Annotated in this window: 22 protein-coding genes; 15 read left to right on the forward strand and 7 right to left on the reverse strand. The window is 62.7% G+C overall.

Annotated elements, in window-relative coordinates; genetic code table 11:
• Positions 1-37: 37 nt before the first annotated feature.
• The 4 genes from O148_RS0103775 to O148_RS0103790 are packed head-to-tail and all read left to right on the forward strand — an operon-like array spanning position 38 to position 4937.
• Entirely contained in the window at positions 38-1216 is a 1179-nt protein-coding gene (locus tag O148_RS0103775; RefSeq protein WP_026529848.1) for a Gfo/Idh/MocA family protein, read from the forward strand.
• Positions 1213-2664, forward strand: a complete 1452-nt coding sequence (locus O148_RS14675; protein ID WP_051619797.1) for a sulfatase family protein — start codon at positions 1213-1215, stop codon at positions 2662-2664. The genes O148_RS0103775 and O148_RS14675 overlap by 4 nt, the downstream gene beginning before the upstream one ends.
• A gap of 6 nt (positions 2665-2670) precedes the next feature.
• Positions 2671-3714 (forward strand): L-threonine 3-dehydrogenase, encoded by a 1044-nt coding sequence (gene tdh / locus O148_RS0103785; protein WP_026529849.1) that lies wholly within the window; start codon positions 2671-2673, stop codon positions 3712-3714.
• A gap of 2 nt (positions 3715-3716) precedes the next feature.
• Positions 3717-4937, forward strand: a complete 1221-nt coding sequence (locus O148_RS0103790; protein WP_026529850.1) for a glycine C-acetyltransferase — start codon at positions 3717-3719, stop codon at positions 4935-4937.
• Here the strand turns inward: O148_RS0103790 and O148_RS0103795 are convergent.
• The 4 genes from O148_RS0103795 to ngcE are packed head-to-tail and all read right to left on the reverse strand — an operon-like array spanning position 4897 to position 9249.
• The gene (locus tag O148_RS0103795) at positions 4897-5904 is read right to left on the reverse strand and encodes an N-acetylglucosamine kinase (RefSeq protein ID WP_026529851.1); all 1008 of its coding nucleotides are present in this window, start codon (positions 5902-5904) and stop codon (positions 4897-4899) included. The genes O148_RS0103790 and O148_RS0103795 overlap by 41 nt on opposite strands.
• A gap of 17 nt (positions 5905-5921) precedes the next feature.
• Positions 5922-6848 (reverse strand): carbohydrate ABC transporter permease, encoded by a 927-nt coding sequence (locus tag O148_RS0103800; protein WP_026529852.1) that lies wholly within the window; start codon positions 6846-6848, stop codon positions 5922-5924.
• Positions 6845-7843 carry a carbohydrate ABC transporter permease gene (locus O148_RS0103805; RefSeq protein WP_026529853.1) on the reverse strand — a complete coding sequence of 333 codons (999 nt, stop codon included), beginning with the start codon at positions 7841-7843 and terminating at the stop codon, positions 6845-6847. The genes O148_RS0103800 and O148_RS0103805 overlap by 4 nt, the downstream gene beginning before the upstream one ends.
• Complete coding sequence (ngcE, locus tag O148_RS0103810; protein ID WP_026529854.1) at positions 7840-9249, reverse strand: N-acetylglucosamine/diacetylchitobiose ABC transporter substrate-binding protein; 1410 nt, start codon at positions 9247-9249, stop codon at positions 7840-7842. Before ngcE ends, O148_RS0103805 begins: the two co-directional genes overlap by 4 nt.
• Positions 9250-9591: 342 nt before the next feature.
• Between ngcE and O148_RS14680 the strand changes: the two genes are divergently transcribed.
• Together O148_RS14680 and O148_RS0103820 are read left to right on the forward strand one after the other, a co-directional pair.
• The gene (locus tag O148_RS14680) at positions 9592-10572 is read left to right on the forward strand and encodes a MurR/RpiR family transcriptional regulator (RefSeq protein ID WP_051619798.1); all 981 of its coding nucleotides are present in this window, start codon (positions 9592-9594) and stop codon (positions 10570-10572) included.
• Between the two features lie 2 nt (positions 10573-10574).
• Positions 10575-11336 carry a sugar isomerase domain-containing protein gene (locus tag O148_RS0103820; RefSeq protein WP_026529855.1) on the forward strand — a complete coding sequence of 254 codons (762 nt, stop codon included), beginning with the start codon at positions 10575-10577 and terminating at the stop codon, positions 11334-11336.
• On the opposite strand, the gene O148_RS0103825 is transcribed toward O148_RS0103820, so the two are convergent.
• Entirely contained in the window at positions 11333-11983 is a 651-nt protein-coding gene (locus tag O148_RS0103825) for a response regulator transcription factor (RefSeq protein WP_026529856.1), read from the reverse strand. The genes O148_RS0103820 and O148_RS0103825 overlap by 4 nt on opposite strands.
• Positions 11984-12109: 126 nt before the next feature.
• On the opposite strand from O148_RS0103825, the gene O148_RS14685 reads away from it, so the two are divergent.
• Positions 12110-13324 carry a sensor histidine kinase gene (locus O148_RS14685; protein ID WP_169737497.1) on the forward strand — a complete coding sequence of 405 codons (1215 nt, stop codon included), beginning with the start codon at positions 12110-12112 and terminating at the stop codon, positions 13322-13324.
• Between the two features lie 75 nt (positions 13325-13399).
• Here O148_RS14685 and hutH read toward each other — a convergent pair whose 3' ends face one another.
• Complete coding sequence (hutH, locus tag O148_RS0103835; RefSeq protein ID WP_026529857.1) at positions 13400-14920, reverse strand: histidine ammonia-lyase; 1521 nt, start codon at positions 14918-14920, stop codon at positions 13400-13402.
• Positions 14921-15129: 209 nt separating this feature from the next.
• Here hutH and O148_RS0103840 point away from each other — a divergent pair, with 209 nt between their 5' ends.
• Genes O148_RS0103840 through O148_RS0103855 form a run of 4 tightly spaced genes read left to right on the forward strand, consistent with a single transcriptional unit; the run spans position 15130 to position 19550 of the window.
• Positions 15130-15801 (forward strand): IclR family transcriptional regulator, encoded by a 672-nt coding sequence (locus O148_RS0103840; protein ID WP_026529858.1) that lies wholly within the window; start codon positions 15130-15132, stop codon positions 15799-15801.
• Positions 15798-17495: a urocanate hydratase gene (gene hutU / locus O148_RS0103845; RefSeq protein ID WP_026529859.1), complete on the forward strand. Its 1698-nt coding sequence runs from the start codon at positions 15798-15800 to the stop codon at positions 17493-17495. Before O148_RS0103840 ends, hutU begins: the two co-directional genes overlap by 4 nt.
• A 1-nt stretch (position 17496) precedes the next feature.
• On the forward strand, positions 17497-18711 hold the full coding sequence (hutI, locus tag O148_RS0103850; RefSeq protein ID WP_026529860.1) for an imidazolonepropionase: 1215 nt from the start codon (positions 17497-17499) through the stop codon (positions 18709-18711).
• Positions 18712-18755: 44 nt separating this feature from the next.
• Positions 18756-19550, forward strand: a complete 795-nt coding sequence (locus O148_RS0103855) for a MerR family transcriptional regulator (protein ID WP_026529861.1) — start codon at positions 18756-18758, stop codon at positions 19548-19550.
• Positions 19551-19564: 14 nt separating this feature from the next.
• On the opposite strand, the gene O148_RS14690 is transcribed toward O148_RS0103855, so the two are convergent.
• Positions 19565-20515, reverse strand: coding sequence for an EndoS/ChiA family endoglycosidase (locus O148_RS14690; protein WP_051619800.1), 951 nt, complete (start codon positions 20513-20515; stop codon positions 19565-19567).
• A 266-nt stretch (positions 20516-20781) separates the two neighbouring features.
• Here O148_RS14690 and O148_RS0103865 point away from each other — a divergent pair, with 266 nt between their 5' ends.
• From O148_RS0103865 to O148_RS0103880, 4 genes are read left to right on the forward strand one after another with little or no spacing between them, the layout of a single operon-like run.
• The gene (locus O148_RS0103865; protein WP_026529862.1) at positions 20782-21687 is read left to right on the forward strand and encodes an SIS domain-containing protein; all 906 of its coding nucleotides are present in this window, start codon (positions 20782-20784) and stop codon (positions 21685-21687) included.
• Between the two features lie 3 nt (positions 21688-21690).
• The gene (locus O148_RS14695) at positions 21691-22737 is read left to right on the forward strand and encodes an ROK family protein (protein WP_051619801.1); all 1047 of its coding nucleotides are present in this window, start codon (positions 21691-21693) and stop codon (positions 22735-22737) included.
• Complete coding sequence (locus O148_RS14700; RefSeq protein WP_051619802.1) at positions 22734-23717, forward strand: 1-phosphofructokinase family hexose kinase; 984 nt, start codon at positions 22734-22736, stop codon at positions 23715-23717. Before O148_RS14695 ends, O148_RS14700 begins: the two co-directional genes overlap by 4 nt.
• The gene (locus tag O148_RS0103880; protein ID WP_026529863.1) at positions 23714-24559 is read left to right on the forward strand and encodes a class II fructose-bisphosphate aldolase; all 846 of its coding nucleotides are present in this window, start codon (positions 23714-23716) and stop codon (positions 24557-24559) included. The genes O148_RS14700 and O148_RS0103880 overlap by 4 nt, the downstream gene beginning before the upstream one ends.
• Positions 24560-24568 lie beyond the last annotated feature (9 nt).

Here is a 24568-nt window from a genome sequence, read left to right on the forward strand (position 1 = left end):
ACCGACCTGAATATATGTGAAATGAGGAGCACGAGAAATGACAACACTTAAAGTCGGCATTCTGGGATACGGCATGCGCGCGGGGCTGTCCCGCAGCGTGAACGCCCCCGGCAATGACGCCGAAATCGCGATGATTTGTGAGATTAGCGAGCGCGGCAAGGCTGACGCCGCCAAGGCATACCCGTCAGTCCCGATCACCGAGAGCACCGATGAGTTCTTCGCCGCTGTGGATGCGGTCATGGTTCTCCTACCGGATAACTTGCACGCCGAGTATTCCATCAAGGCGCTCAACGCCGGGGTCGCGGTGTTCTGCGAAAAACCGCTCGCCACCACGGTGGAAGACGCCGACGCCGTGTTGCGCGCCGCCTATGAGTCCGGTTCCAAGCTCTATGTCGGCCACAATATGCGTCACATGCCGGTCGTCACCGCGATGCGGGAGATCATCCAATCGGGCCGGATTGGGGAGGTCAAGGCGGTATGGTGCCGTCACTTTGTCGGTCACGGCGGCGACTTCTACTTCAAGGACTGGCACGCCGATCGGTCCAAGTCCACGTCCCTGCTTTTGCAAAAGGGCGCACACGATATCGACGTCATTCACTGGCTCGCCGGCGCCTACACCAATCGCGTCTCCGGGATGGGTGAGCTCAGCGTGTACGGCGACCTGCCCCGCGGCGGCCAGCCCGAGGGCGCGCGCATGTTTGACTGGTACAGCCTGGACAACTGGCCGCCCACCGAGCAGGACGGTTTCAACGATGTGGTGGACGTCGAAGACATCTCCCAGGTGAACATGCGTTTGGACGGCGGCATCCTCGCCTCCTACGAACAGTGCCACTTCACCCCGGACTATTGGCGCAATTACACGGTCATCGGCACCAAGGGTCGCATTGAAAACTATGGTGACGGCTCCGGCGACACGATCGGGCTGTGGAACAAGCGCCACGCCGGGTTCGCCCAGCCGGACGAGGTGATCGAGGTTCCCGAAGCCGAAGGCGGTCACGGCGGCGCCGACCCGCGCCTGGTCGCAGAGTTCATCCGCTTTGTCCGCGAAGGCGGCGCGACAAACACCTCCCCGATCGCGGCCCGCCAGGCCGTAGCCGTGGGTGTCCTGGCCGCTGACTCCATTCGCACCGACCAGGGTGCCCGCGAGGTGCCCGCGCTTCCCGAAGAACTCGTCGCATACTTCGAGCAGGGTCAACCAGCCCGGGAGAACGCATGAGCGCGCAGCCCAATATTCTGCTGATCATTTCCGACGATCACGGTTACGCCGACCGCAGCGCCACCGGCAACGCCCCGGATGCGCACACCCCTGGCTTGGACCGGCTCGCCGCGCGCAGCACCGAATTCACCAATGCCTATGTCAGCGCGCCGATTTGCTCGCCCTCGCGCGCCGGGCTCATTGCCGGGGCGTACCAAAAACGCTGGGGCGCGGGCTGGTTCGGGACATCCGAGTTCCCGCCCGAGGACTACCGGGTGTTGCCCGAGCACCTGAAAAACCTTGGCTACCGCACCGGATATTTCGGGAAGGTGCATTACGGTTCGGAGAAACCCGGAGACCGCGCCTGCCCGGATCAACACGGTTTCGATGAGAGCTACTACGGTCTCGCCGGCATGCAAACCGGACGCCTGAACTACCTGCATCACGGCGAGGCGGCGGAAGAAAAGTATGGGGAAGCCTCCCGGTACATGGCGGTGCTGCCCATGATCGAAAACGGCACCGAGGTGCCGCTGGAAGGGTTTCTCACCGATGAACTTGCCGGGCGCACCCGGGATTTCATCACCGAGAGCGTGGAGAACGACGGCGATGCCCCCTTCTTCGCGATGCTCGCCTTTAACGCGGTGCACAATTTTTGTTGGCAGCTTCCCGAAGAGGAGTTGCGGGCGCGTGGGCTTCCGGCAAAGTCCGATTGGTTCCCGCCGGGTAGCGAGCTCAATGAAAGCGGCGAAGGCTACGAGGAGTGGTACCAGGAAGCGATTTCGCCGAACCTGGAGCACGGCCGCGAGTACTACCTCGCGCAACTGGAGCTCATGGACCGGCAGATCGGGCTGACGCTGGATCATCTGGACGAGTTGGGTGTTGCCGAGAATACGATCGTCATTTACCTCACCGACAACGGCGGCTCGACCTGCAACTACGGCAATAACGCGCCGCTAGCCGGAACCAAATACACGCTCTGGGAGGGCGGGATCCGGGTGCCTTTCCTGGTGAGCTGGCCCGGCGGCGGCGTCCCGGAAGGGGCCACCAACGATTCGCTGACCATCAGCCTGGACATCCTGCCGTCCCTGGTGGCGGCGGCCGGAGGAGAGATTCCCCACACCACTGACGGAACGGATCTGCTGAAGCGGGCGCGTGGGGAAGAATCCGGGGCCGGACGCACCCTGCACTGGGACACCGAATGGCAGTGGGCCGTTCGCGACGGTGACTGGAAACTCACCTGGGTCGAGGACAAGGACGGCGGCTGGTCGGACCAGATTCGCACCTACGAGCACGCCGACGCGGGCCGCGGTCTCCGACTCTTCAACCTCGCACAGGATCCTGGCGAATCGGATAACCTCGTTGAGGCGGAACCGGAGAAGGCCGCCGAACTATTGGACAAGCAACGCGGCTGGCTCCTCGAGGTGGCGGGCCCTGGCGCGAGGCTTCCCGAAACGAAACTTGAGGTATAAAACTCCATGAAGGCGTTGTTCAAGCCAAACCCGGGACCCGGGTTTGAATTGGTTGATCGGCCGGAGCCAACACCGGGCCCCGATGACGTAAAAATCCGAGTACTCACTACCGGTATCTGCGGTACCGACCTGCACCTCTTGGAATGGGATAAATCGGCACAGTCGATGGCTCAGGCGCCAATGATCGCCGGACACGAGTTCTATGGCGAAGTTGTCGAGGTCGGCTCCGATGTGCGCAAGGTCAAGGTCGGGGACCGGGTCTCCGGCGAGGGGCACATTGTGTGCGGGGTGTGCCGCAATTGCCGCGCCGGGCGCCGCCAAATGTGCATTCACACCAGTTCGGTCGGTGTGCAGCGAGACGGCGCCTTCGCCGAATTTGTGGTCATCCCGGAAACCAATACCTGGGTCCATCACGGTGACATTTCGCCGGAGCTGGGCGCCATTTTCGATCCCTTTGGCAACGCCGTGCACACTGCGCTCGCCTTCCCTCTCCTCGGCGAAGACGTGTTGATTACCGGAGCCGGTCCCATTGGCCTCATGGCGATTGCCGTGGCGCGTCACGCCGGTGCCCGTAAGATCGCCATTACCGATGTTTCGCCGACCCGTTTGCGCATGGCAGAGGACCTGGGCGTCGACGCGGCAATCGACGTCTCGCAGAGCCGGATTGCCGAGGTGCAAAAAGAACTCGGCATGGTGGAAGGCTTCGATGTCGGGCTGGAAATGTCCGGCCACCCCACCGCGCTTGGCGAAATGATTGAGAACATGAACCACGGCGGCAACATTGCGATTCTCGGTTTGCCCACCGGAGACATTTCCATCGACTGGGCGAAGGTTGTCACGCATATGCTGACGCTCAAGGGCATTTATGGCCGGGAAATGTATGAAACCTGGTACGCCATGAGCGCGATGCTGGGCTCGAATCCGGCGCTGCGCACCGCGATTTCCAGCATTGTCACCGACGTGTTCCCGGCCGCCGAGTGGGAGCAGGCGTTTAGCGCGGCCAAGAGCGCCGGTCGGGGTAAGGTCGTTTTGGATTGGAGCAAGGTATAGACATGTTTGGCGAGATGAAAACGCAGTTGCAAGAAGAACTGCAAGAGATAAAAGACTCCGGACTGTACAAGGCAGAGCGCGCCATCACCACGGCGCAGGCTGGCCACATTAAGGCGACCTCGGACCTCTCTGGCAACACCGCAGCCGAAGAGGTGCTGAACTTCTGCGCTAACAATTACCTGGGTCTCGCCGACCACCCCGAGATCATCGCCGCGGCAAAGCAGGGCTTGGATGAGCGCGGCTTTGGTATGGCCTCGGTGCGTTTCATTTGCGGCACTCAAGACATCCACAAGGAACTCGAGTCCCGGGTCTCCCGGTTCTTAGGAACCGAAGACACGATCCTCTTCTCTTCCTGTTTTGACGCAAACGGCGGCGTCTTCGAGTCCTTGTTTACCAAGGATGATGCGATCATTTCCGATGCGCTCAATCACGCCTCGATCATTGACGGGATTCGGTTGTCCAAAGCGGCCCGCTACCGCTACAAGAACCGGGACATGGCAGATCTTCGCGCCCAGTTGGAGGCCGCACGGGATGCGGGCGCCCGCCGCACTGTCATTGTGACGGACGGCGTATTCTCCATGGACGGGTACCTGGCACCTCTGCAAGAGATCTGCGATCTCGCCGAGGAGTTTGGCGCACTGGTCATGGTGGATGACTCGCACGCGGTTGGCTTTATGGGGGAGAGCGGCGCCGGTACGCCGGAGCACGCCGGGGTCTCGGATCGCGTGGACATCTATACCGGTACCTTCGGCAAGGCGCTCGGCGGCGCTTCCGGCGGGTATGTCTCCGGGCGTGGCGAAATCGTCGAGATGCTCCGCCAGCGCGCACGCCCGTACCTGTTCTCCAACTCGCTCGCCCCGGCCATTGTGGAGGCCACCATGAAGGCGTTGGATCTGGTGGAAAACGCCGGCGAATTGCGTGAGAAGCTCTTTGCCAATGCCGAACGGTTCCGCACCGGCATGAGCGAGGCCGGGTTCGAGCTCCTCGATGGCGAGCACGCCATTGTCCCGGTCATGTTCGGCGACGCCGTGGTGGCCAGCAAGGTTGCCGACGCCATGCTAGAAAACGGCGTGTACGTCACGGCATTCAGTTTCCCCGTGGTGCCGCGCGGTGAAGCGCGTATCCGAGTGCAACTCTCTGCCGCGCACACGCCCGAAGACATCGACCGGTGCGTTGCCGCGTTTAGCGAATCGCGGCGCCAAGTTGAGAGCGCAACGGCATAGCGTCCTCGACTCCCAACGATTCCAACAGCACAAGCGCCGCTCCCACGAGCGGCGCTTGTGCGTTCTCGACCTGAATTGCGGGGCGGGTAGCGAGTTCTGCGCGTACCCGCTGGCCCACCGGGGAAGACGGGTCCAAGATGCTGCCCGCCAGTACCACGGTCAAATGTTCGGTGGATTCTCGATTCGCGCGTTGCACCACGCTGTCCAAAGTGATCAGCAACTCCCTGGCGGCTCGCTCCACGATATCGAGCGCAATCGGGTCCCCGTCTTCGGCGGTGCTCATGACCATCGGCGCCACTCTCGCCAAGGAGACCGGGCGGTCTCGATACACTTCGGTGAGCAGTTCTCGATACACCGTCGGGCGGTCGGGGGACAGCGTACCCACCAGGACGGCCGCCAAATTCTGGGTGAGCGCCGTGGGCTGGCCGCGGCCGAGCAGATCGTTCACCGCGGCCCGCAACCCCTCTTGCGCAAGCCAGAACCCGGAACCGTAATCGCCGACAAGCCAACCGGCGCCGTCGCTAAAGTCCACGATGTCCCAGTTGTCGACAGCGCTGGCCACCGCGCCGGTTCCGGAGGCGAGCACCACTCCGGTGCGGTTCATGGTGCCGGACACGTATGCGGCCAGCATGTCGGAGCGAAACGATACCGTCCTGGCGAGTCCCTCGCGCTCCAATATGTCTGCGACCGAACGGTTCAGACCGCCATGCGCGGCCCCGGCCATGGCAAGTAGCGCCGTCTCTGCAAGAAGCTGAGGATCGGCGCTGGAGTTCTCGCCATCGGATCTCGCCGCGCGCCCAAGGGCCTGGCGAGCCGCGAGGAGGATATTGTGCGCAGCGGCTTCTGCTCCCACCGCGTTGGGGTTCCCGCCTGCAGCCTTGCCAAAACCGAGAACTGCCCCGCCGTCGGTGACGGCGAGGCAGCGGGTGTTGGTGCCGCCTACGTCAAAGGCTAAATGTGTGCGCACCTGGACCTTTCCTGACGCTAGCGGCTGGTTCCTTGAGAGACGGATCCTTGAAGCTGACGCTGGAAAATGATGTACACAATCAGGATCGGCACCACGGTAATCACGAGCGCCGCAAAGAGCGCACCGTAATTGATGTTGTAACCGGCCGTCCCCAAGAACGCGCCGAGAGCCTGGGCCAACACCCGGTTCTCCGGCGCCGCCGGATTCAGTGTGACCGCCAACAGGTACTGATTCCACAGTCCCAGGAAGTTGAAGATCGCAATCGAAGCCAGCCCGGGGCGCGCCATCGGCAACATGACCTGGAAGAAAGTGCGCCAGTTTCCAGCGCCGTCCAATTGTGCGGCTTCGGAGAGCTCAAAGGGAAGCTGCTTGAAGAACGCGTACAAGAAGAAGACGGTAAACGGCAGCGCGAAAGCCACGTAGGCCACGACCAAACCGTACGGTGCCGGAATGATGCTATTCGCTCCAATGATCCCGGTGCGCTGCATGATGAGGTTCAGCGGCACCACGGCGAGGATGACCGGGAAGGTCAGCCCGGCAAGCATGGCCCAGTAGATCAATTGCGAGCCTCGGAATCTAAACCGGGCCAGCACGTAGGAACACATCGATCCCAAGAGCATCACCAGGAAGAGCGCTAGTCCCACCACACCAATGGTGTTGATGAACGCGCTACCGATGTCGGTGCGGTCCCAGGCGCTGACGTAGTTGTCGAAGTTCCAGTTCGCGGGAAGCGAGAATGGGGACTGGAAAATTTCGGAACTCGTCTTGAACGAGCTCATCACCATCCACAGCATGGGCAGGATGACAATGATGGACCAAATGATCAACAAAATGTGCGCGACGGTGGCGAAGGCCTTGTCGCCGGCGGTGTTCTTCGGCCCCTTGTTCTCGGCCGGGTAGCCGCGCCGCGAGGTGCGGGTGGATTCGGCGGTTGTCGTACTCATACCAGGTTGCTTCCTTTAGATCCGCCGGTCAGTTTATTGATGAGTGCCACGAGCCCGGCAAAGGCGAGAGTCAAGAGAGCCAACACCACTCCCATGGCACAGGCAATGCCAAACTGGCCCTTCCCGAAGCCGACATCAATGAGGCGCTGCGCCATGACCTCGGTCGCGTACTCGGGCCCACCGGTCGGATTCAGCGCGGCCATAAAGACGTATGCATCCAGCGCGAAAATGCCGATGTAAATTGCGGCCGTCTGCACGTTGTCGCGGATGAGCGGCAAGGTCACATTGAAAAGCATGCGGACCCGCCCGGCGCCGTCAATGCGGGCCGCCTCATACAGTTCGGCCGGAATGCTCTTAATGGCGGCGATGAAAAGCAACATGTAGAACCCGACCATGGACCACACCATGACGAAGATTGATGCGCCCATCGCGGTGTTGCCGTTACCAAGCCAATTGAATCCGGCGAAGTTTTCCAGACCGAGCGAGGTCAGGATGCCGTTGAGCAAACCGTTGTTGGGCTGGTAAATCTGGCCCCACAAGATTGCGATGGCAATGGCTGGAACCGCATAGGGGAAGAAGGAGACAATGCGGTAGAAGCTAGACCCCTTCAGTCCGCGCACTTGACCCTTGCTGCTGCCGCCCACGGTAATGAGCGTGGCCAGAATCAGCGCCAACACGATCGTGACAATCGGCAAGACGATCGCCAAGAGAATGTTGTTGCCCAGCGCCTTCATGAACACCTGGTCACTGAAAATGCGTGCGTAGTTATCTAATCCCACAGGTTCAACTGCAGGGTTGAAACCGCTCCAGTTCGTGAAGGAGTAGTAGATGGCCTGCGCAAACGGGGAGACCACAAAGAGCAAAAAGAGAATAAGTGGAAGGCCCAAAAACACGGCAAAGAAGCTGATGTTGTCAAAGGTCCACTTGGGCTTTTTGCGCCGGGCCGGAGCTTTGCCCTCCGTGCCCGGCGCAATGCCTGGTTGTACAGCGGTCACTTGACCTCGACCTTGTTAATGCTGGAATCGTTGGCAATCTTGTCGAACATGTCCTGGGACCGGTTGATGACATCGTCGACCGACGCCTTGCCGTCCAGGAAGGAGTTCCACAACACCAGGGTGTCCGCGTTGGTGCCGTATAGACCCGTGAACTTAATGTTGAACACGTTCTCGCCGGCGGTATTGAGCATGGACATCATCGACTTGAGCGCCGAGGAGCCAAAGCCATCTTCGGGGACGGTGTCCTTGACGATGGTGGGGCTCTTGATCTTTTCGGCGAAGTTGGTCGCCGCGTCCTTGGAGAGCATGACGCGCATGAACTCCTTGCCGCCGGCCAGGTTCTTGGCCTGGCTGGGCAACAGGAACGGCTCGCCCGCGCTCGCGTGAATCGCGTCTGGTAGCTTCGCGTCGGAGGAGACGATCGGCGCCGCAACAACCTGCATCTCGAAACCGGACTTGGTCTGGTCCTTCATTTCGTTCTCGATCCAGGAACCCGAAGGGTAAAGAATCGCGTCCTGGTTATTGGACCACTGTGCCTGCGCCTGGGTGAAGCCGGTGCCCGAACCTCCGGGAACAAAGTAGCCCTTGTCCACGCATTCCTTCATCTTCTCCAGCACGGCCTTAATGGCCGGATTCTTCCAGGCGTTTGGCTTCAGGTTCTCCAACTCCAGGCGAAGCTCGTCACCGGCCTGCTTGATCGCGGAGGTAATGAGCAACTCGTTGTAGTAGGAGGCTGCTTCCTTGCCCCAGACAAAGAGCTTCTTGCCTTTGCTGTCCGCTTGTGCGCCAAGCTCGATGACCTCGTCCCAGGTGGTCGGCGGTGTCCAGCCGTTCTCGTCAAAGAGCGACTTGGAGTACCAGAGCCCGAACACCGCCATGACGTAGTTGATCTGCGCGTACTTGTCACCGAGTAGACCGGAGTCAATGGCCCCTGGGTACAGGGTGTCCTTGATGACGGTGCCTTCCAGGTTCTTCGCGTTGAAGACCTCCATGACGTCACTGAGCTGATCCACAATGATGTTGTTGCCAATGGACTTAGCGCCGGAGTTGTCAAAGCAATCCGGCGGGTTCTGCTGGCTGAAGCGCGGCTGTAGCTCGCCCGAGATGTCGTTTGACGGGCTCACCTTCGCCTTGGTGTTGAGGTTCTTGTTCATCAGGTTCGCGGCAAACTCCGCGTATTCGGTGCCGTAACCGCCGTCAAACACCACAATGTCAACGGAGGAGCCTTCGGCCACGCCGAAGGGGTTCGCGTCAGAGACGGTCCCGGTTTGCTGTGCGCCGCCACCGGTTCCGCCACCTCCGGCAGCACAGGAGGCGAGCGAGGCGCCCATGGGTGCCAGGACGGCGGCAGCAAGGGTTCCGCGCAAGAACACGCGGCGATCGAGTGATTTTTTCTCCAGGTTCATGATTGCCTTCCTTCAAGGTTCATCTGGATGAGTGGGGAAGGATCGGCACCCGGTGCAAGAGCGCATGAGCGCGGTGCAAACCGCAGCACGGGTCAACCTTGACCCGATGACACTCATTTCGCCTCATATGAGAATCCTCGCCATATCCCCATGGTGAAAATTTGTTTCTTACCAATGGCTGGTTTTAGCAAACTATTCTTAGAGTGTGATCTGTGTCAAGTGACCTGGCCGCTTGGTTACCCATTCGCAACCTTCCCGATGTGGCCAGACCTCAGACGTTGACAATGTGTGATCTAGGCAATATTTTTCAAGATAAGCCTCCCACTGAGAAAGTTGTTTTCAATGTCGACCACGCCGGAACCGCAACCCGCGGCACCCAAGCCAGCTGGCGCCGTCGAACATCATATTCGAGCCGAACTTCCCAACCTCTCCGTTGCCCTCGCCAGCGTGGGCCGCTGGCTATTGGAGAACCTTGATGCGCCCTTGCGGATGAGCATCGTGGAACTTGCACACGCCGCACACACCAGCCCCTCCACCATCACCCGCTTTTGCCGTCAGATCGGCTTCGAGGGCTACGGCAAATTGAAGGTCGCGCTCGCGGCGGATCTCGGTCGGAGCTCCGCCACGGATTCCTGGGCAAGCGCTGTCGCCCAGGAAATCGACACCGAGCAACCGCTCGGCGAGATGTTCGCCGACCTCATGCGGCATCACCTGGAAACCCTGCAAAACACCGCGCGCCAAGTCGACCTCGAGGTGGTCGCTAGGGTCGCCGAGGCGTGCGCCAAAGCTCGGCACATCGACCTCTACGGCATTGGCGGCAGCGCCTTGATCGCCCGCGAATTGCAAGAGCGGCTGTATCGCATCGGGTTGACCGCGTATGTGTGGGAGGAATCGCACATCGGGGTGACGAGCGCGGCGCTCCTGGACGAACATTGCGTCGCGATTGCGGTGTCCTCGAGCGGCCGCACCCGCGAAGTGGTGGACATGGTGAGCCGTGCGGCCGCGGCCGGGGCGCTCACCGTGGCGGTCACCCATCATCCAAACTCGATCGTGGCCGATGTGTGTGACTACACCATCAGCACCGTGGTGGCCGGGAACTTCATGGAGCCCTACGGGCTGAGCTTCCGCCACGCGCAGTACCTTTTGGCCGACATCCTCTACTTGGCCATTGCGCGCGAGAACATGAAACGCACCTCGCGGGCGCTCGAGGTCACGGCACAGGCCGTCGCGCATCTGCGATACCCGGAAAACAAGGGGAGCGACGCCGAAGTGGTGCGTCTGCGCAGCCCCCATCAGGCAGCAAAACCGAGGGAGAAACAATAATCGTGCTCACCGCAACGGAGTTTTATGACCAGGTCACCTCGCGCCTAGCGGCGTTGATGGAGCCGGGCCCGCAAGCCGAGATTGACCGCGCTGTCCAGCTTCTGGTGGAGGGGCTGGATGCCGGAGGCGTGCTGCATGCCTTTGGCACCGGCCACTCCGAGGCGTTCGCCATGGAGATTGCCGGGCGCGCGGGCGGCCTGATCCCCACCACGAAAACCTCCTTGCGGGACCTCGTCATCTTCCTCGGCTACGACGCCGACGGACTGACTGAATCAGACCTGGAACGCCGGCCCGGTATCGCTGCCGAGCTCTATGAACTCGCACGCCCGAACCCCGCGGACGTCTTCTTGATCGCCTCCAATTCCGGGGTGAACAACTCCATTATCGACATGGCGCTCGTGGCCAAGGAGCATGGACACAAGCTCATTGCCGTGACCTCCCTGGAGCACACTCAGGCGGTCACCCCGAAGCACGCCTCGGGAAAGCGGCTCGCAGACATTGCCGACGTTGTCATCGACAACCGGGCCCCCTACGGGGACGCCACCCTCGATGCGGGCAACGGCGTGAAAGTCGGCGCCGTGTCCTCGATTACGGCGGCGTTTATCGCCCAATTGCTCACGCTCGGAGTGGTGCGCGCCTTTACCGAACGCGGAGACGTGGCACCGACCTACATTTCCGCCAACATTCCCGAGGGCGATGCGCACAACCGGGCACTGGAGGAAAAATACGCGGGCCGGCTTCGCCGCAGCAAAAACCCCGCCTAGGCACGCAAATACGCGAGCACCGCGCGCACGCGACGCGAACTCTGGGCTAGGTCAGAAGACAGTTCCAGCTTTGTGAAGATCTGATTGATGTTCTTGGCAACCGCCTTGGGCGTGACCACCATGGCCAGGGCAATCGCCTCGTTGGATTCGCCCTTGGCCATCAAGGTGAGCGTCTCTAACTCGCGTGGCGAAAGCCGTGCCAACTTGTTTTCGTGCCGCTGCGCCGCCAACATTTGATCCACCACCTCGGGATCCATGACGGTCGCACCCGAGGCAACGTGGCGCAAAGTGCCCACAAACCCGGCCGCGTCGAAAACCCGATCCTTGAGCAGGTAACCCAGCCCTCCGCCGTCGTTCTTCTCCATCAATTCATCCACGTACAGCCGCTCCACGTACTGCGAGAGCAGCACGATCGGCTGCGCGGGGTCGGCGCGCCGGATGCGCAGGGCCGCTTGCAAACCCTCGTCGCGGTGCCCGGGCGGGAGCCGAATGTCCAGGAGCATGAGGTCGGGGCGGTGCTCGGCGTGCGCGTCGAGAATCCCCGGTCCGTCCTCAACCGCGGCGACCACCTCTACGCCGTGCGCGCCGAGCAGCTGGGTTAGACCCTCGCGCAAGAGGAACTGATCCTCGGCAATCACGACTCGCATGACACTCATTCTAGGCAAGTGTGGTGCCTGCACCACTGCGGCAGGAGGTGCCCGCTTGGCAGAGTAGTGGAAGAATAGCCGTACCGAAGGGGTGTCAAGATGCTGGCTCGCTGTGTCCGTTGGTGGGTGAGAGAGAATCCACCGGTTGCTGTGTTGCGCCTGGTGCGCAGTTTCTTCATGGCGGTGGGGAACGCGATTTTGATTCCGTTTTCCATCTGGATTTTTGTCTGGCTGATTGCGCCGCCGCTGACCTTGGTCTCGCTCGCGTTGATGGGCCCGTGGCTCACGCTGCTGCGCGCGAATGCGAACCTGCAGCGCGAGGTGACCTCCCGTGATACTGGGAACGCCGTGGAGGCGTTTTACAAACCTGTCTCGCCCACGCAGCATCCGCTTGCCGCGATCACCCGGCTGAAGGACTCGGTGGTTTTCCGGGACATGTCCTGGGTGTGGATCAACGGGCTCGCGGGGCTCGTGATGCTCGCGATTCCCATGAACATTCTCGGTTGGAGCGCGGTCGGGGTCATTGGCGGACTGTTTTTCGGTGGCGGGCTTGCGGCGTTTTTCTGGGGTGTGCTCGGCCTGGGGCTGGGCGTCTGGGCGACTCCGTTTTTCCTGCGCGTCCACAATGAGATGGCGCGTAGTGCGCTGACCGGTGGTCAGGCCGCCCGATTGCGCCGCCGGTTGCAGGACATGAAAGCGTCCCGCGACGATGCGAGCAGCCTGCAAGCCGCCGAAATTCAGCGTATTGAACGGGACTTGCATGACGGCGCCCAGGCCCGGCTCGTCGCGACCGGCATGACGCTTTCCACCGCCGAAGCACTCTTGAAAACTGACCCGGATGCCGCCGCCAAGATCATTGCCGAGGCGAAGCTTTCCACCCAGCAGGCGCTCGCCGACATGCGCAACGTGGTTCGCGGAATCTACCCGCCGGTGCTGGCAGACCGCGGTCTGGTCGAAGCATTGCGCTCGATGGCCGCATCAACCCCGATCACCACCACGGTCCGTTCCAACTTTGAAGCGCCGTTGGCCGCGCCCTTGGAGTCCGCCCTGTACTTCGCGACGCAAGAGGCCGTCACGAATGCCGTCAAGCACTCGGGCGCCAACCGGATCACCGTCACGCTCAACGCCGACGAGGGCGACGGCTCCCTCATGATCACCGTATTCGACAACGGTCACGGGGGAGCGGATGAGTCCCGCGGTTCCGGACTTCAAGGCGTACGACGGCGGATGCGAACCTTTGACGGTCGGCTCGCCGTGGATTCACCCGAGTTTGGGCCCACCGTGGTCGCCATCACCGCGCCGCTGGCTTACGATCGCGAGGCGCGACCCGCACGTTTTTAGGGTTGTTTTGACAATGTAGGGCCGTATACGCCCCTACATTGTCAAAACAACCCTACGAGGACGCGAGTGAGAGCTCTAACCGAGGGTGAACGCGCGCTCGCGCACCAGTTCAACCGCTTGCTCGATTTCGGGCGCCAAGTAGCGGTCGGTGCCCGGCCCCTCGACGCGCTCGCGCAACGTGTGGCGAGCCGCGGAGATGGTGGGCGAACTCTGTGAGGCGTTCACACCGCCGTCGCGCATGTCCAGGCCGCGCGCGGCGGTCAAGATTTCAATGGCGAGTACGCGCATGAGCCCGTCGATGGCCCGGCGCAGTTTGAGCCCGGCAGACCACCCCATCGAGACGTGATCCTCTTGCATGGCCGAGGACGGGATGGAGTCCACCGAGGCGGGGTTGGCCAGGCGCTTGAGCTCGGAGACGATGCCGGCCTGGGTGTACTGGGCGATCATGTGGCCGGAGTCGACGCCCGGATCGTCGGCGAGGAACGGCGGCAGCCCGTGGTTGCGCGCCTTGTCCAGGAATCGGTCGGTGCGCCGCTCGCTCATGGAAGCGACATCGGCCACCGCGATGGCAAGGAAGTCCAGCACGTAGCCGACCGGCGCGCCGTGGAAGTTGCCGTTGGACTCCACGCGGCCGTCCACGGTGACGACGGGGTTGTCGATGGCAGAGGCCATTTCAATGGCGGCCACGCTCGCGGCGTGATCGACTGTGGCGCGCGCCGCACCGTGCACCTGGGGAGCACAGCGCAATGAATAGGCGTCCTGCACTCGGGTGAATTCTCCGCTCTTGCGCTGGGTAATTAGTCCGGAACCGGACAGCGCGTTGCGCATATTCGCGGCGGAGGCGATCTGACCCGGGTGCGGGCGCAAGGCGTGCAGGTCCTCGGCAAAGACGGCGTCGGTCCCTTGCAAGCCCTCAACGCTCATCGCGGCCGCGAGATCGGCAACATCCAAGAGATAGCCCAGGTCATCGATGGCCATCACGAGCATGCCGAGCATTCCGTCGGTGCCATTGACGAGCGCGAGGCCCTCCTTCTCGCGCAGTTCGATCGGGGCAATCCCGGCGGCGGCCAGCGCGTCGGCCGCGGGCATTTCGGTGCCGTTCGCGTCCCGGACCGTGCCCTCGCCCATGAGCGCGAGCGCGCAGTGGGAGAGCGGGGCGAGGTCGCCGGAGCACCCGAGCGACCCGTATTCGCCAATGATCGGGGTGATCCCGACGTTGAGCATCGCGGCATAGGCCTCAACGACCTCACGGCGCACACCCGTGCGGCCGGTCGCGAGCGTGGACAGCCGGTTCAGCATGAGCCCGCGCACCACCTCGCGCGGCACTTCCTGCCCGGAACTGGCCGCATGGGAGCGGATGAGCGAGCGCTGCAACTGGGCGCGCATGTCCACCGGAATTTGTTTGCTGGCCAGCGCGCCGAACCCGGTCGAGACTCCGTAGTGCGGGAGCGTGTCATCGGCGAGGGCGTCAATCACCTCGCGCGAGCGTTCCACCGCGGCGAGTGACTCGTCGCTGAGCGCGATGGGCTCGTTGCCGCGCACCACGGCGATAAATTCTTCCGGAGCGAGGGCTCCCGTGCCGAGTTCAACGGCCATTCTGCATCAGATCCTTGCCAAAGAGTGAAATAAACGTTTTACTTAGTGAAACGCATTGTGGGCCGGTTGGCAAGAGCGCGGGGCAGGATATGGCTCTGGCGCGCCGATCGCACGCAAAAAGTTGGCGCAGATCACCGAAGTTGTACGGGATCTCGCCCACTTTTGTTAATCTGCGTCAACTTTGCTAGGGAAGATGGAAGGGAGGGGCCGTGAACGAGGCAACGTCCGGCACGCGCACCGCCGAGCGCGTCCTCGCGCTGCTTGCCGCCGTGTGCATGCACGGCAGCATTTCGCTCGCCGACGCTGCGCGCGAAACGGACCTTTCCGCCTCCACGGCCTTGCGCCTCTTGCGCACCTTGGAGTCCCAAGGCTTTATCGTGAAGCACGACGACGCCTACCGCCCTGGCATTCGCATCTTGCAGTTGGGCGCGGCTGCTTTGGGCCACGAGCAACTCATCAATATCGCCCAGCCCGCCTTGGAAGCGATGGTCGCCGAGACCGGGGAAACCGCATATTTGAGCGTCAAAGCCAACTCGGACGAAGCCGTGTACCTGGCCATGCAAGAAGGCACACACTCGGTGCGACACACCGGCTGGGTCGGCAAGACCGTCCCGCTCAAGGGCACGGCCGTCGGCGGGGCATTGCGCTGGCAACCCCGCGGACAGGCGAGCGGCGGGGACCTGCCGGGACACGTCGTCGTACTGGATGGTTATGAGCCGGACACCACCTCCATTGCCGCCCCCATTGTGGCCGGGAACGCCGTGGTCGCGGCGCTCAGTATCGTGGGGCCGACGTATCGGATGAGCGCCATGCGTGCGGAGGAGATTGGACAGACTTTGGCCGAACAGGCAAGCCAACTACTAGCGGAGGAACTCACATGACACCGACGACTCACGACCCGTCCCGCTACTCGGACGGTAATACGATCAGGGCACCGCGCGGTACGGATATCTCGGCCAAGAGCTGGCAGACCGAAGCGCCGTTGCGCATGCTCATGAACAATCTGGACCCGGAAGTGGCCGAGCGTCCCGAGGACCTGGTGGTGTACGGCGGGACCGGGCGCGCCGCGCGCTCCTGGGAAGCCTATGATGCGATTGTCGCCTCGCTCAAAGACCTGGAAAAGGATGAGACGCTTCTTGTCCAGTCCGGTAAGCCGGTCGGGATCATGCGCACGCACGAGTGGGCGCCGCGGGTGCTCTTGGCGAACTCGAACCTGGTGGGGGACTGGGCAACGTGGCCCGAGTTCCGCAAGCTCGAGGCCGAGGGGCTCATGATGTACGGGCAGATGACCGCCGGCTCCTGGATCTACATCGGCACGCAGGGCATTTTGCAGGGGACCTATGAGACGTTTGCCGCTGTCGCGAACAAGCGGTTCAACGGCACGCTCGCCGGGACAATTACGCTCACCGGCGGGTGCGGCGGCATGGGTGGAGCGCAGCCGCTGGCGGTGACGCTCAACGGCGGCGTCGTCATCATCGTCGATGTGGACCGCTCCCGCTTGGAGCGCCGCCAGTCCAAGCGCTACTTGGACGTGGTCGCTACCGATCTGGATGACGCGGTGGCCCAAGCCAACGCCGCCAAGGCCGAGGGCCGTGCGCTATCCATCGGCGTCGAGGGCAATGCGGCGGACGTGTTTGCCGAACTGCTCCAGCGGCATCGATCCGGCGAGATTGCGATCGACATTGTGACCGATCAGACCAGCGCGCATGATCCGCTGAGCTACCTGCCAAGCGAATACACCGTCGATCAGTGGGAGGCCGAAGCGCAGGCGGACCCCGAAGGTTTCACCAAGAAGGCGCAGAACTCGATGGCGCGCCAGGTGGAGGCGATGGTCGGGTTCCAGGATGCGGGGGCCGAGGTTTTCGACTACGGCAACTCGATTCGCGACGAGGCGCGCAAGGGCGGCTTTGGCGCCGCGTTTGCGTTCCCCGGTTTTGTGCCGGCCTATATCCGCCCGCTGTTTTGCGAAGGGCTTGGGCCGTTCCGTTGGGTCGCGCTCTCGGGGGATCCGAAAGACATCGAGGTCACCGATGCGGCCCTCAAAGAGCTCTTCGCCGACAATGACCATTTGGTGCGCTGGCTGGACGCCGCCGGGGAGTACGTGGAATTTGAGGGTCTCCCGGCGCGCATTTGCTGGCTGGGATACGGCGATCGCGCCAAGGCGGGGAAGCTCTTCAACGATTTGGTGCGGGACGGGAAGGTGTCGGCGCCGATCGTGATTGGCCGCGACCACTTGGATTCCGGCTCGGTCGCCTCGCCCTACCGCGAGACCGAAGCGATGGCGGACGGTTCGGACGCGATTGCCGACTGGCCGCTCTTGAACGCGCTTATCAACACCTCCTCCGGGGCGACTTGGGTGTCCATCCATCATGGCGGGGGCGTCGGCATTGGCCGCTCCATCCACGCGGGCCAAGTGTCCGTTGCCGACGGCACCGATCTGGCCGCCGAAAAGCTGGAGCGGCTCTTGACCAATGACCCGGGCATGGGCGTCATCCGGCACGTGGACGCGGGCTACGAGCGCGCCCGCGAAGTCGCATCCGAGCGGGGCGTGCGCGTCCCGATGCCGGAGGGCTGACATGTCCTCCACCCTGATCACGAACATTGGCGAGTTGACGACGGTCACCTCGGAGACTCTGCGCGATGCCGCGCTGGTGGTTGACGGCGGCACCATTGCGTGGATCGGTGCGGCGAGCGCGGCCCCCGCGGCGGACGAGATGTACGACGGCGATGGGCTGGCAGTTCTGCCAGGCTGGGTTGATAGCCACACCCACATGGTGTTCGACGGCGACCGCGCCGAAGAGTTTGTGACACGTATGGCCGGCGGGGAATATGCCGCCGGTGGCATTAACGTGACGGTGGCGGCAACCAGGGCGGCCGGTGCCGAGCGGTTGCGGAAGCTCGTGTCGTCGCGGGTGAGCGCGGCGGCCGCTCAAGGGACCACGTTCCTGGAAACCAAAACCGGGTACGGGCTGGATGTCGCCACCGAACTGCTCAGTGGCGAGGTGGCTAGTGAATATGCCGATACCGTGACATATTTGGGCGCGCATGTGGTGCCAACCGGCATGGACGCGGACGAATATGTTGATCTGGTGATCGGTCCCATGTTGGACGCGGTCCGTCCGTACGTCCAGTGGATTGATGTGTTTTGCGAGCGCGGCGCTTTTGACGAAGAACAGTCCCGCAGCATCCTCCAAGCTGGAAAAGATGCCGGGTTGGGAATACGTGTACACGCGAATCAATTGGGAGAAGGAGCGGGTGTGCAACTGGCCGTGGAAATGGGGGCGGCCAGTGCAGACCACCTGAACTACCTGAACGATCGCGATTATGAGTCGCTTCGGTCAAGCTGGGACGGGTGGAGCACGGATGGCGCGGCTGGTGTACCCGGTACCGTCGCTACCGTGCTCCCTGCCTGCGATCTCTCAACCAGGGCACCACTCGCTCCGGCTCGGCAGCTCCTGGATGCAGGGATACCGGTAGCCATCGCGAGCAATTGCAATCCCGGGACGTCCTACACCTCATCCATGCCGTTCAACGTCGCGACCGCGGTGCTGCAGTACCGGCTCACCATCGAGGAAGCGGTGCGCGCGGCGACCTACACACCGGCTGTGGCGCTCGGTCGGCACGCCCCGGTAAGTACCGCGGAAGGCGAGGTGCCCGCGGTGGGGAGCATCGCCGTCGGACATCAGGCCGATATTCAAGTGTTGGATGCGCCCTCGATCGCGCACCTGGCCTATCGGCCCGGAATGCCGCTCACCAAACGGGTCATGAAAAAAGGTGAGTGGATTCTCTAGCAGAGGCTTGACTCTGACACAGTGAGAGGGCGGTAACTGGATTCATGTTGATCTCAGATTTTGCTCGACTTGGGCAGGTGTCGGTGCGGATGCTGCGCCATTACGATCAGGTGGGGTTACTGACCCCGAGTCAGGTTGACCCCTTTACCGGCTACCGTTCCTACGCGCCCGAGCAGTTGCATCACCTCAATCGACTCGTCGCTCTGAAAGATCTTGGCTTCAATTTGGAGCAGGTCAAACGCCTGTTGGGCCAGGATATTGACGTAGACGAACTGCGCGGCATGTTGCAATTGCGGCGTGCCGAATTGGAGGAAGAAGCTCGCGCCATCGACACCAGGCTGACAGCGGTCGAGTCACGGCTGAGAATGATGGAAAAGGATAAGAACACCATGAGTGGTGAATTTGTTACCAAAACCGTTCCAGCGCTGCGCCTCGTGGCGGTGCAGGACTCGCTTCGGCCCGAGGAAATGGGCGAGCGGATTGCGCCGATGTTTGATCGGGTCGCCGCCGGAATTTCCTCCGTGTGCGGGAGCCTCAAGACCCCGGTAGCCGTGTATTCACAGGGGGAAGATCGGTTGATGGAGGTTACCGTCGGCTACGACTACGAGGGGGATGCACCTGAGGGCACCCAGGTGGTCAACCTTGCGGAAGAGTTCGCCGTGTGCGGCGTCCATCTGGGTGCCATGGATCGGATTCGCGAGTCCTGGCAGCAACTGGACAAGTGGGCCCTCGAAAACGGGTACCAATTTGCCGGGCCGTGCCGTGAACTCTACGTGCGCGCGGAGTCCGAGGACCAGCAGGACTGGGTCACCGAGTTACAGCAACCCGTGTCCCGCTGAGCACCGTAGGTAGCTTATCCGAGCGCCTGGAGCAGACGCTTGGTCCACTCGAAGGTAGCCGGAGTCACCGAGTTGTCTCCGGCTGCCTTCCAGTCGCGGTCTACTGCGTAGGAGAAGATTCCGCCCTTGGTGGCCCCGTTTGGTTGCCATTGCGCGTATTGGTAGGCCCGGCTGGATTCAAACGGGGCGTTGGTGTCGCCCCAGTAGGCACCGTTTTCCTCATAAAAGCTGAAGCCGATCAGGTACTTGCTAGCGGGAATGTACGGAGCAAACGTATCCCAGGTGCTTTGGAGGCCAGAGATACTGCGGCCGTAAGACTGCTCCAGCAGGTAGTCAATGTCGGCGGCAACGTTGCGGAAGAGCGCGTTGGAACCGGACTGATTCGTGTCCAGGATGAGTAACTTGTCTGAACCGAGCTTTGCTCGGAGCGCCTTCATGACACCGGTAGCGCGCTGCAAGTCTTCACCGCTGATCTGTTGCTCGATGTCAAAGTCGAGCCCGTCGATGTTATATGCGGTGACGTTCTCAGCGATGAGCTTGTCGGCGAGTTGGTTGTAGCCGGTGGCGTCATTGCTGTACGCGCTATTGATGAGCGAGCGGAAATCCTTGGTCATCACGACTTTGGTGCCCTGTGCGTGCAGGGCGGGGACGTAACTGTTCTTGAGCGTGCTCCAGTAGGGGCTCTCTGGGGGAGTGTAGTCCGGGAAGACGAAGGCGACGTCGACTCCGGCGGGGATGTCGGACATGGCGGTGCCGCCGTTGCCCATGACGGTGACGTCCCGCCAGGTTCGGTAGTAGGTCATCATGAGGCCGCCGCCGGCCTCGAGTTGTTCGGTGCTACCTGCCGTTTGCGTCGGTTGTGCCGGGCGCTGCGCGGCCGAAGCCGCGCTGGCAAACATGAGCGGTGCCAGGAGTGCGCCGATCGTCACGGCGATCAGTGCTCTCAGTGGTGCATTGCGGGACATCGTGGGGAGTCCTTTCATTATGGGTCACTGCGTTGGCTGAGATTCCGCCAGACCGGCGGGGCGCACATTCGCGCCATTGCTTAATCGGTTTAGCGGATTTCGACAATGTAGCAGGAAGTGATGTGGCTCACAATAGGGGTGGTTCGAAAATCTTGGGATGGCCCGGCCCGCCCGCATTGTCATGATCGCGCATGATCGAATAGCATAGTTTTGAATCATCATCGATCACACCGGATCAATCGCACTACGCTTCGTGAGGACGGATCATGGCCACTGCCGGCGCGCATATGGAAGAAGAATTGCTTTCCCAACCGGACATCTGGGAGCGAGCAATCGAGCAAGCGAACCAAGAGGGCCCGGTGGTTCCGGACGGCGCGCGCGTTGCCGTCGTGGGTTGCGGTACGTCCTGGTTCATGGCGCAGGCCTTTGCCGATGCCCGCGAAAAGGCGGGCAAGGGCGTCACCGACGCCTTTGCCGCTTCCGAGGCGCCCGTTGCCACGACTCCGGCGCTACGCGACACCGACTACGTCTTGGCGATCACTCGCTCGGGCACCACTACCGAAGTGCTGGAACTGCTGGATGAATTAGGCGGGACAATCCCCACCGTGGCGATCATTGGCGATGTGACTTCCCCCATTAAGGACAAGGCAGACCGCGTTATCGGCTTGCCATACGCTGACGAAGAGTCCGTGGTCCAGACCCGTTTCGCCACGGCCGCGCTCAGCTACCTCCTGACGTCGATCGGCATCGACGTGAGCGAGGCCGCCGAGAGCGCGCGCGGCGTTCTGGCCGAAGAAGTCTCCCAGGATCTCATTGACGCCGAACAGTTCACCTTCCTGGGCCACAACTGGACCGTAGGGCTGGCCAATGAAGCGGCGCTGAAGATGCGCGAGGCCGTGCAGGGCTGGACCGAGTCCTACCCCGCGAAGGAATACCGCCACGGACCGATTTCCATTGCCGCGCCCGGCCGGGTCACCTGGATGCTGGGCGAGGCGCCGGAGGGTCTGGATGCGGATGTCGCGAAGACCGGGGCGCTCTACCTGGACCGCGGTAACCACCCCTTGGCCGAACTCGCGTTTATTCATAAGGTCGCTCTCGAGCGTGCGCGTGCCGCCGGGTTGGACCCGGACGTGCCACGTAACCTCACCCGTTCGGTCATCCTGGACGACTAATCCATGTCCCCTTCCGCGCAAGGCATTCTCGCCCTCGATGTGGGCGGCACCGACGTCAAGGTCGCACTGTTCACGCTCCCGTTTGATAGCGTCCCGGCGCCCCGGGATGTGCGGCGCGTGCCCACCGCGAAGTCCGAATCCGATCCGGGAGGCGCGCTCTTGGCCCAGGTCGCCCAGTTGCGCGAGGAGTATGCTCTCGCGCACCCCGACGTCGCGATCGTTGCGGTGGGCATGTCCGTGCCGGGCATTGTGGATGAGAGCGCGGGGATCGGCATTTTTTCGGCGAACCTCGGCTGGCGCGACTATTCCTTTGCGGACGCGGCCAACCGGTTGCTCGGGTTGCCTTTTGCGCTGGGGCACGACGTCGCATCCGCCTCGGACGCGGAAGTCCAGTTGGGTGCCGCCAGGGGTGTGCAGAATGTTGTCGTGGTGCCGATTGGCACCGGGATTGCCGCGGGAGTTTTTGCCGACGGCAAGCGCGTGCGAGGCGGCGGGTACGCGGGCGAACTGGGACACGTGTTGGTGCCTGGCGGGGAGAAATGTTTCTGCGGCGCGACCGGCTGCTTGGAGACTCTCGCTTCGGCCGCCGGAATCGCGCGTCGCTATGTGCGTCTCGCCGAGTTTGATGGGGACGGCACTGGTAGCGATGACACTGGTAGCGACGACACTGGGACGGGCGGCGGGCCGGCCGAAATCGGTGCCAAGGACGTGCTTGAGCGCAAGGACGCCGGCGACATTATTGCCGCCCGAGTGTGGCAGGACGCGGTGGATGCACTGGCGTGGGTTTTCGCCTCGCTCGTGACGAGTCTGGGGACTCAAGTGTTTGTGATTGGCGGCGGGCTCTCGGGGGCCGGGCCGAAATTGACCGAGCCGATTGCGCGCGCCCTGGACGAGTTGCTTTCCTTCCAACCGCGCCCGGAAATACGGATTGCCGAACTGGGCCCCGATGCCGGTCTGATTGGGTCCGCGTTGCACGCCCGGGAGAAGCTGGCTGCCGTTCTCGATGAGGGCACTGGCTTTGACGCGCGGACTGGGGGAGCGAACCCGTGACGGATACACCCGGATCTCACGCCGATGCGGCGGCGCCCACAGTTCTCACCCTCACGCTGAACCCCGCCATTGACGTCACCTATACCGTTCCGGAATTGCACATTGGCGGCACCACTCGGGTCCCTGCTCCCGAGCGTCGAGCCGGCGGCAAGGGGCTCAACGTATCCCGTGTCGCGGTGCAAACCGGGGCGAAATCGCAGGCGATTGCCCGTATCGGTGCGGAGGACGAACCGTTTTTCCGGGATGAACTCGAGGCGGCCGGGATCGGTGCCACACTTATCCCGCATCCGGGGGTCACGCGATCCACCGTGGCAATTGTCGAACAAGAATCCGGCCGCACCACCATCATGAACGAGCCCGGGGCCGACATCGACTCGATCCAATGGCGCGCGGTGGCCGAGGCACTGGTGGAGAACCTAGACGGAGCTCGCACCAGTGGCGCTACCGTGCTCGTGGTTTCCGGCAGTTTGCCGCACGGTCTCCCCGCGGACTTCATTCCCGGCATCATCCAGCTCGCGGCCGGTGCAAACGTGCCGACCATTATCGACACCTCCGGAGACACCCTTTTGACGGCCCGCGGCGCGAGCCTCATCAAGCCCAACGCCGAGGAGCTTCTCGCCGCGACTGGCGCGCGGACCTTGGAAGAAGGCATCGACCGTTGCTTTGCAAGCGGCATTGGCGCCGTGCTGCTGAGCATGGGCGAAGACGGGGCGCGGCTGTATCGGAGTGGCAATTCGGGCTACGTCGCGGGACGCCTTGCCGAGCCCCTTTCGGGAAACCCGACCGGTGCCGGGGACGCGGCGGTCGCCGCCGCGGCGCAAGTTCTCGCCACGGGCGGCAGCGATGAAGAGCTTGTGCGTCGCGCCTGCGCGTACTCGGCCGCCGCGGTGTTGGCCCCGCTCGCCGGAGACGTCGATTCCTCCTGGCCAGAAATTTACGAGAACGTCATCCTCACAACTCAGGAAAGAGGCAACCCATGACCCTGGTGACCACCCGAGAACTGATGAGCAACGCCGTCGAACATCACTATGGCCAAGGTGCGTTCAACGTACTGCACTTGGAGACCGTGGAGGGCCTCATTGCCGGTGCGGAGGCGGCCGGGCTGCCGCTGATTCTGCAGATTTCGGAGAACTGCGTGAAGTTTCACGGCGGCCTGCGCCCGATCGCCGAGGCGACGCTTGCCGCCGCGGAGGAAGCCGGCGTGGACCTTGCGGTCCACTTGGATCACGCGGAAGATCTGGAGTTGGCAAAAGCCGCGGTGGACCTGGGTTTCGGGTCGATTATGTACGACGGCGCGCGGTTGCCTTTCGCGCAAAACGTTGCCTCGACCGCGAAAATCGCGGCGTACGCGCACGGTTCAGGCGTATATGTGGAGGCGGAGCTCGGCGAGGTGGGCGGCAAGGACGGCGCGCACGCGCCTGGTGTGCGGACCGATCCGGGGGAGGCCGAGCGGTTTGTGGCCGACACCGGGGTAGACGCGCTTGCTGTCGCGGTGGGTAGCTCGCACGCGATGCAGGAGCGCAGCGCTGCGTTGGATTTGGAGTTGATTGGGCGGCTGGCCGAGGCGGTGCCGGTGCCGTTGGTGTTGCATGGGTCCTCCGGCGTGCCCGATGACGTTTTGGTTGCGGGGATTCAGGCGGGGATGCGGAAGATCAATGTGTCCACGCACTTGAATGGGTTCTTTACTCGGGCTGTGCGCGAGTTCCTGGATGCGAACCCGAACGTGGTGGACTCGCGGAAGTACATGGCCGCCGGGCGGGATGCTCTGGCGCCGGAGGTCGCGCGATTGCTGACGTTGTTCCGGTCGGCGGGAGACTCCTGAGCCGGTGGA

The sequence above is a fragment of the Haematomicrobium sanguinis DSM 21259 genome, from assembly GCF_000688395.1.
GTDB lineage: Bacteria > Actinomycetota > Actinomycetes > Actinomycetales > Micrococcaceae > Haematomicrobium > Haematomicrobium sanguinis.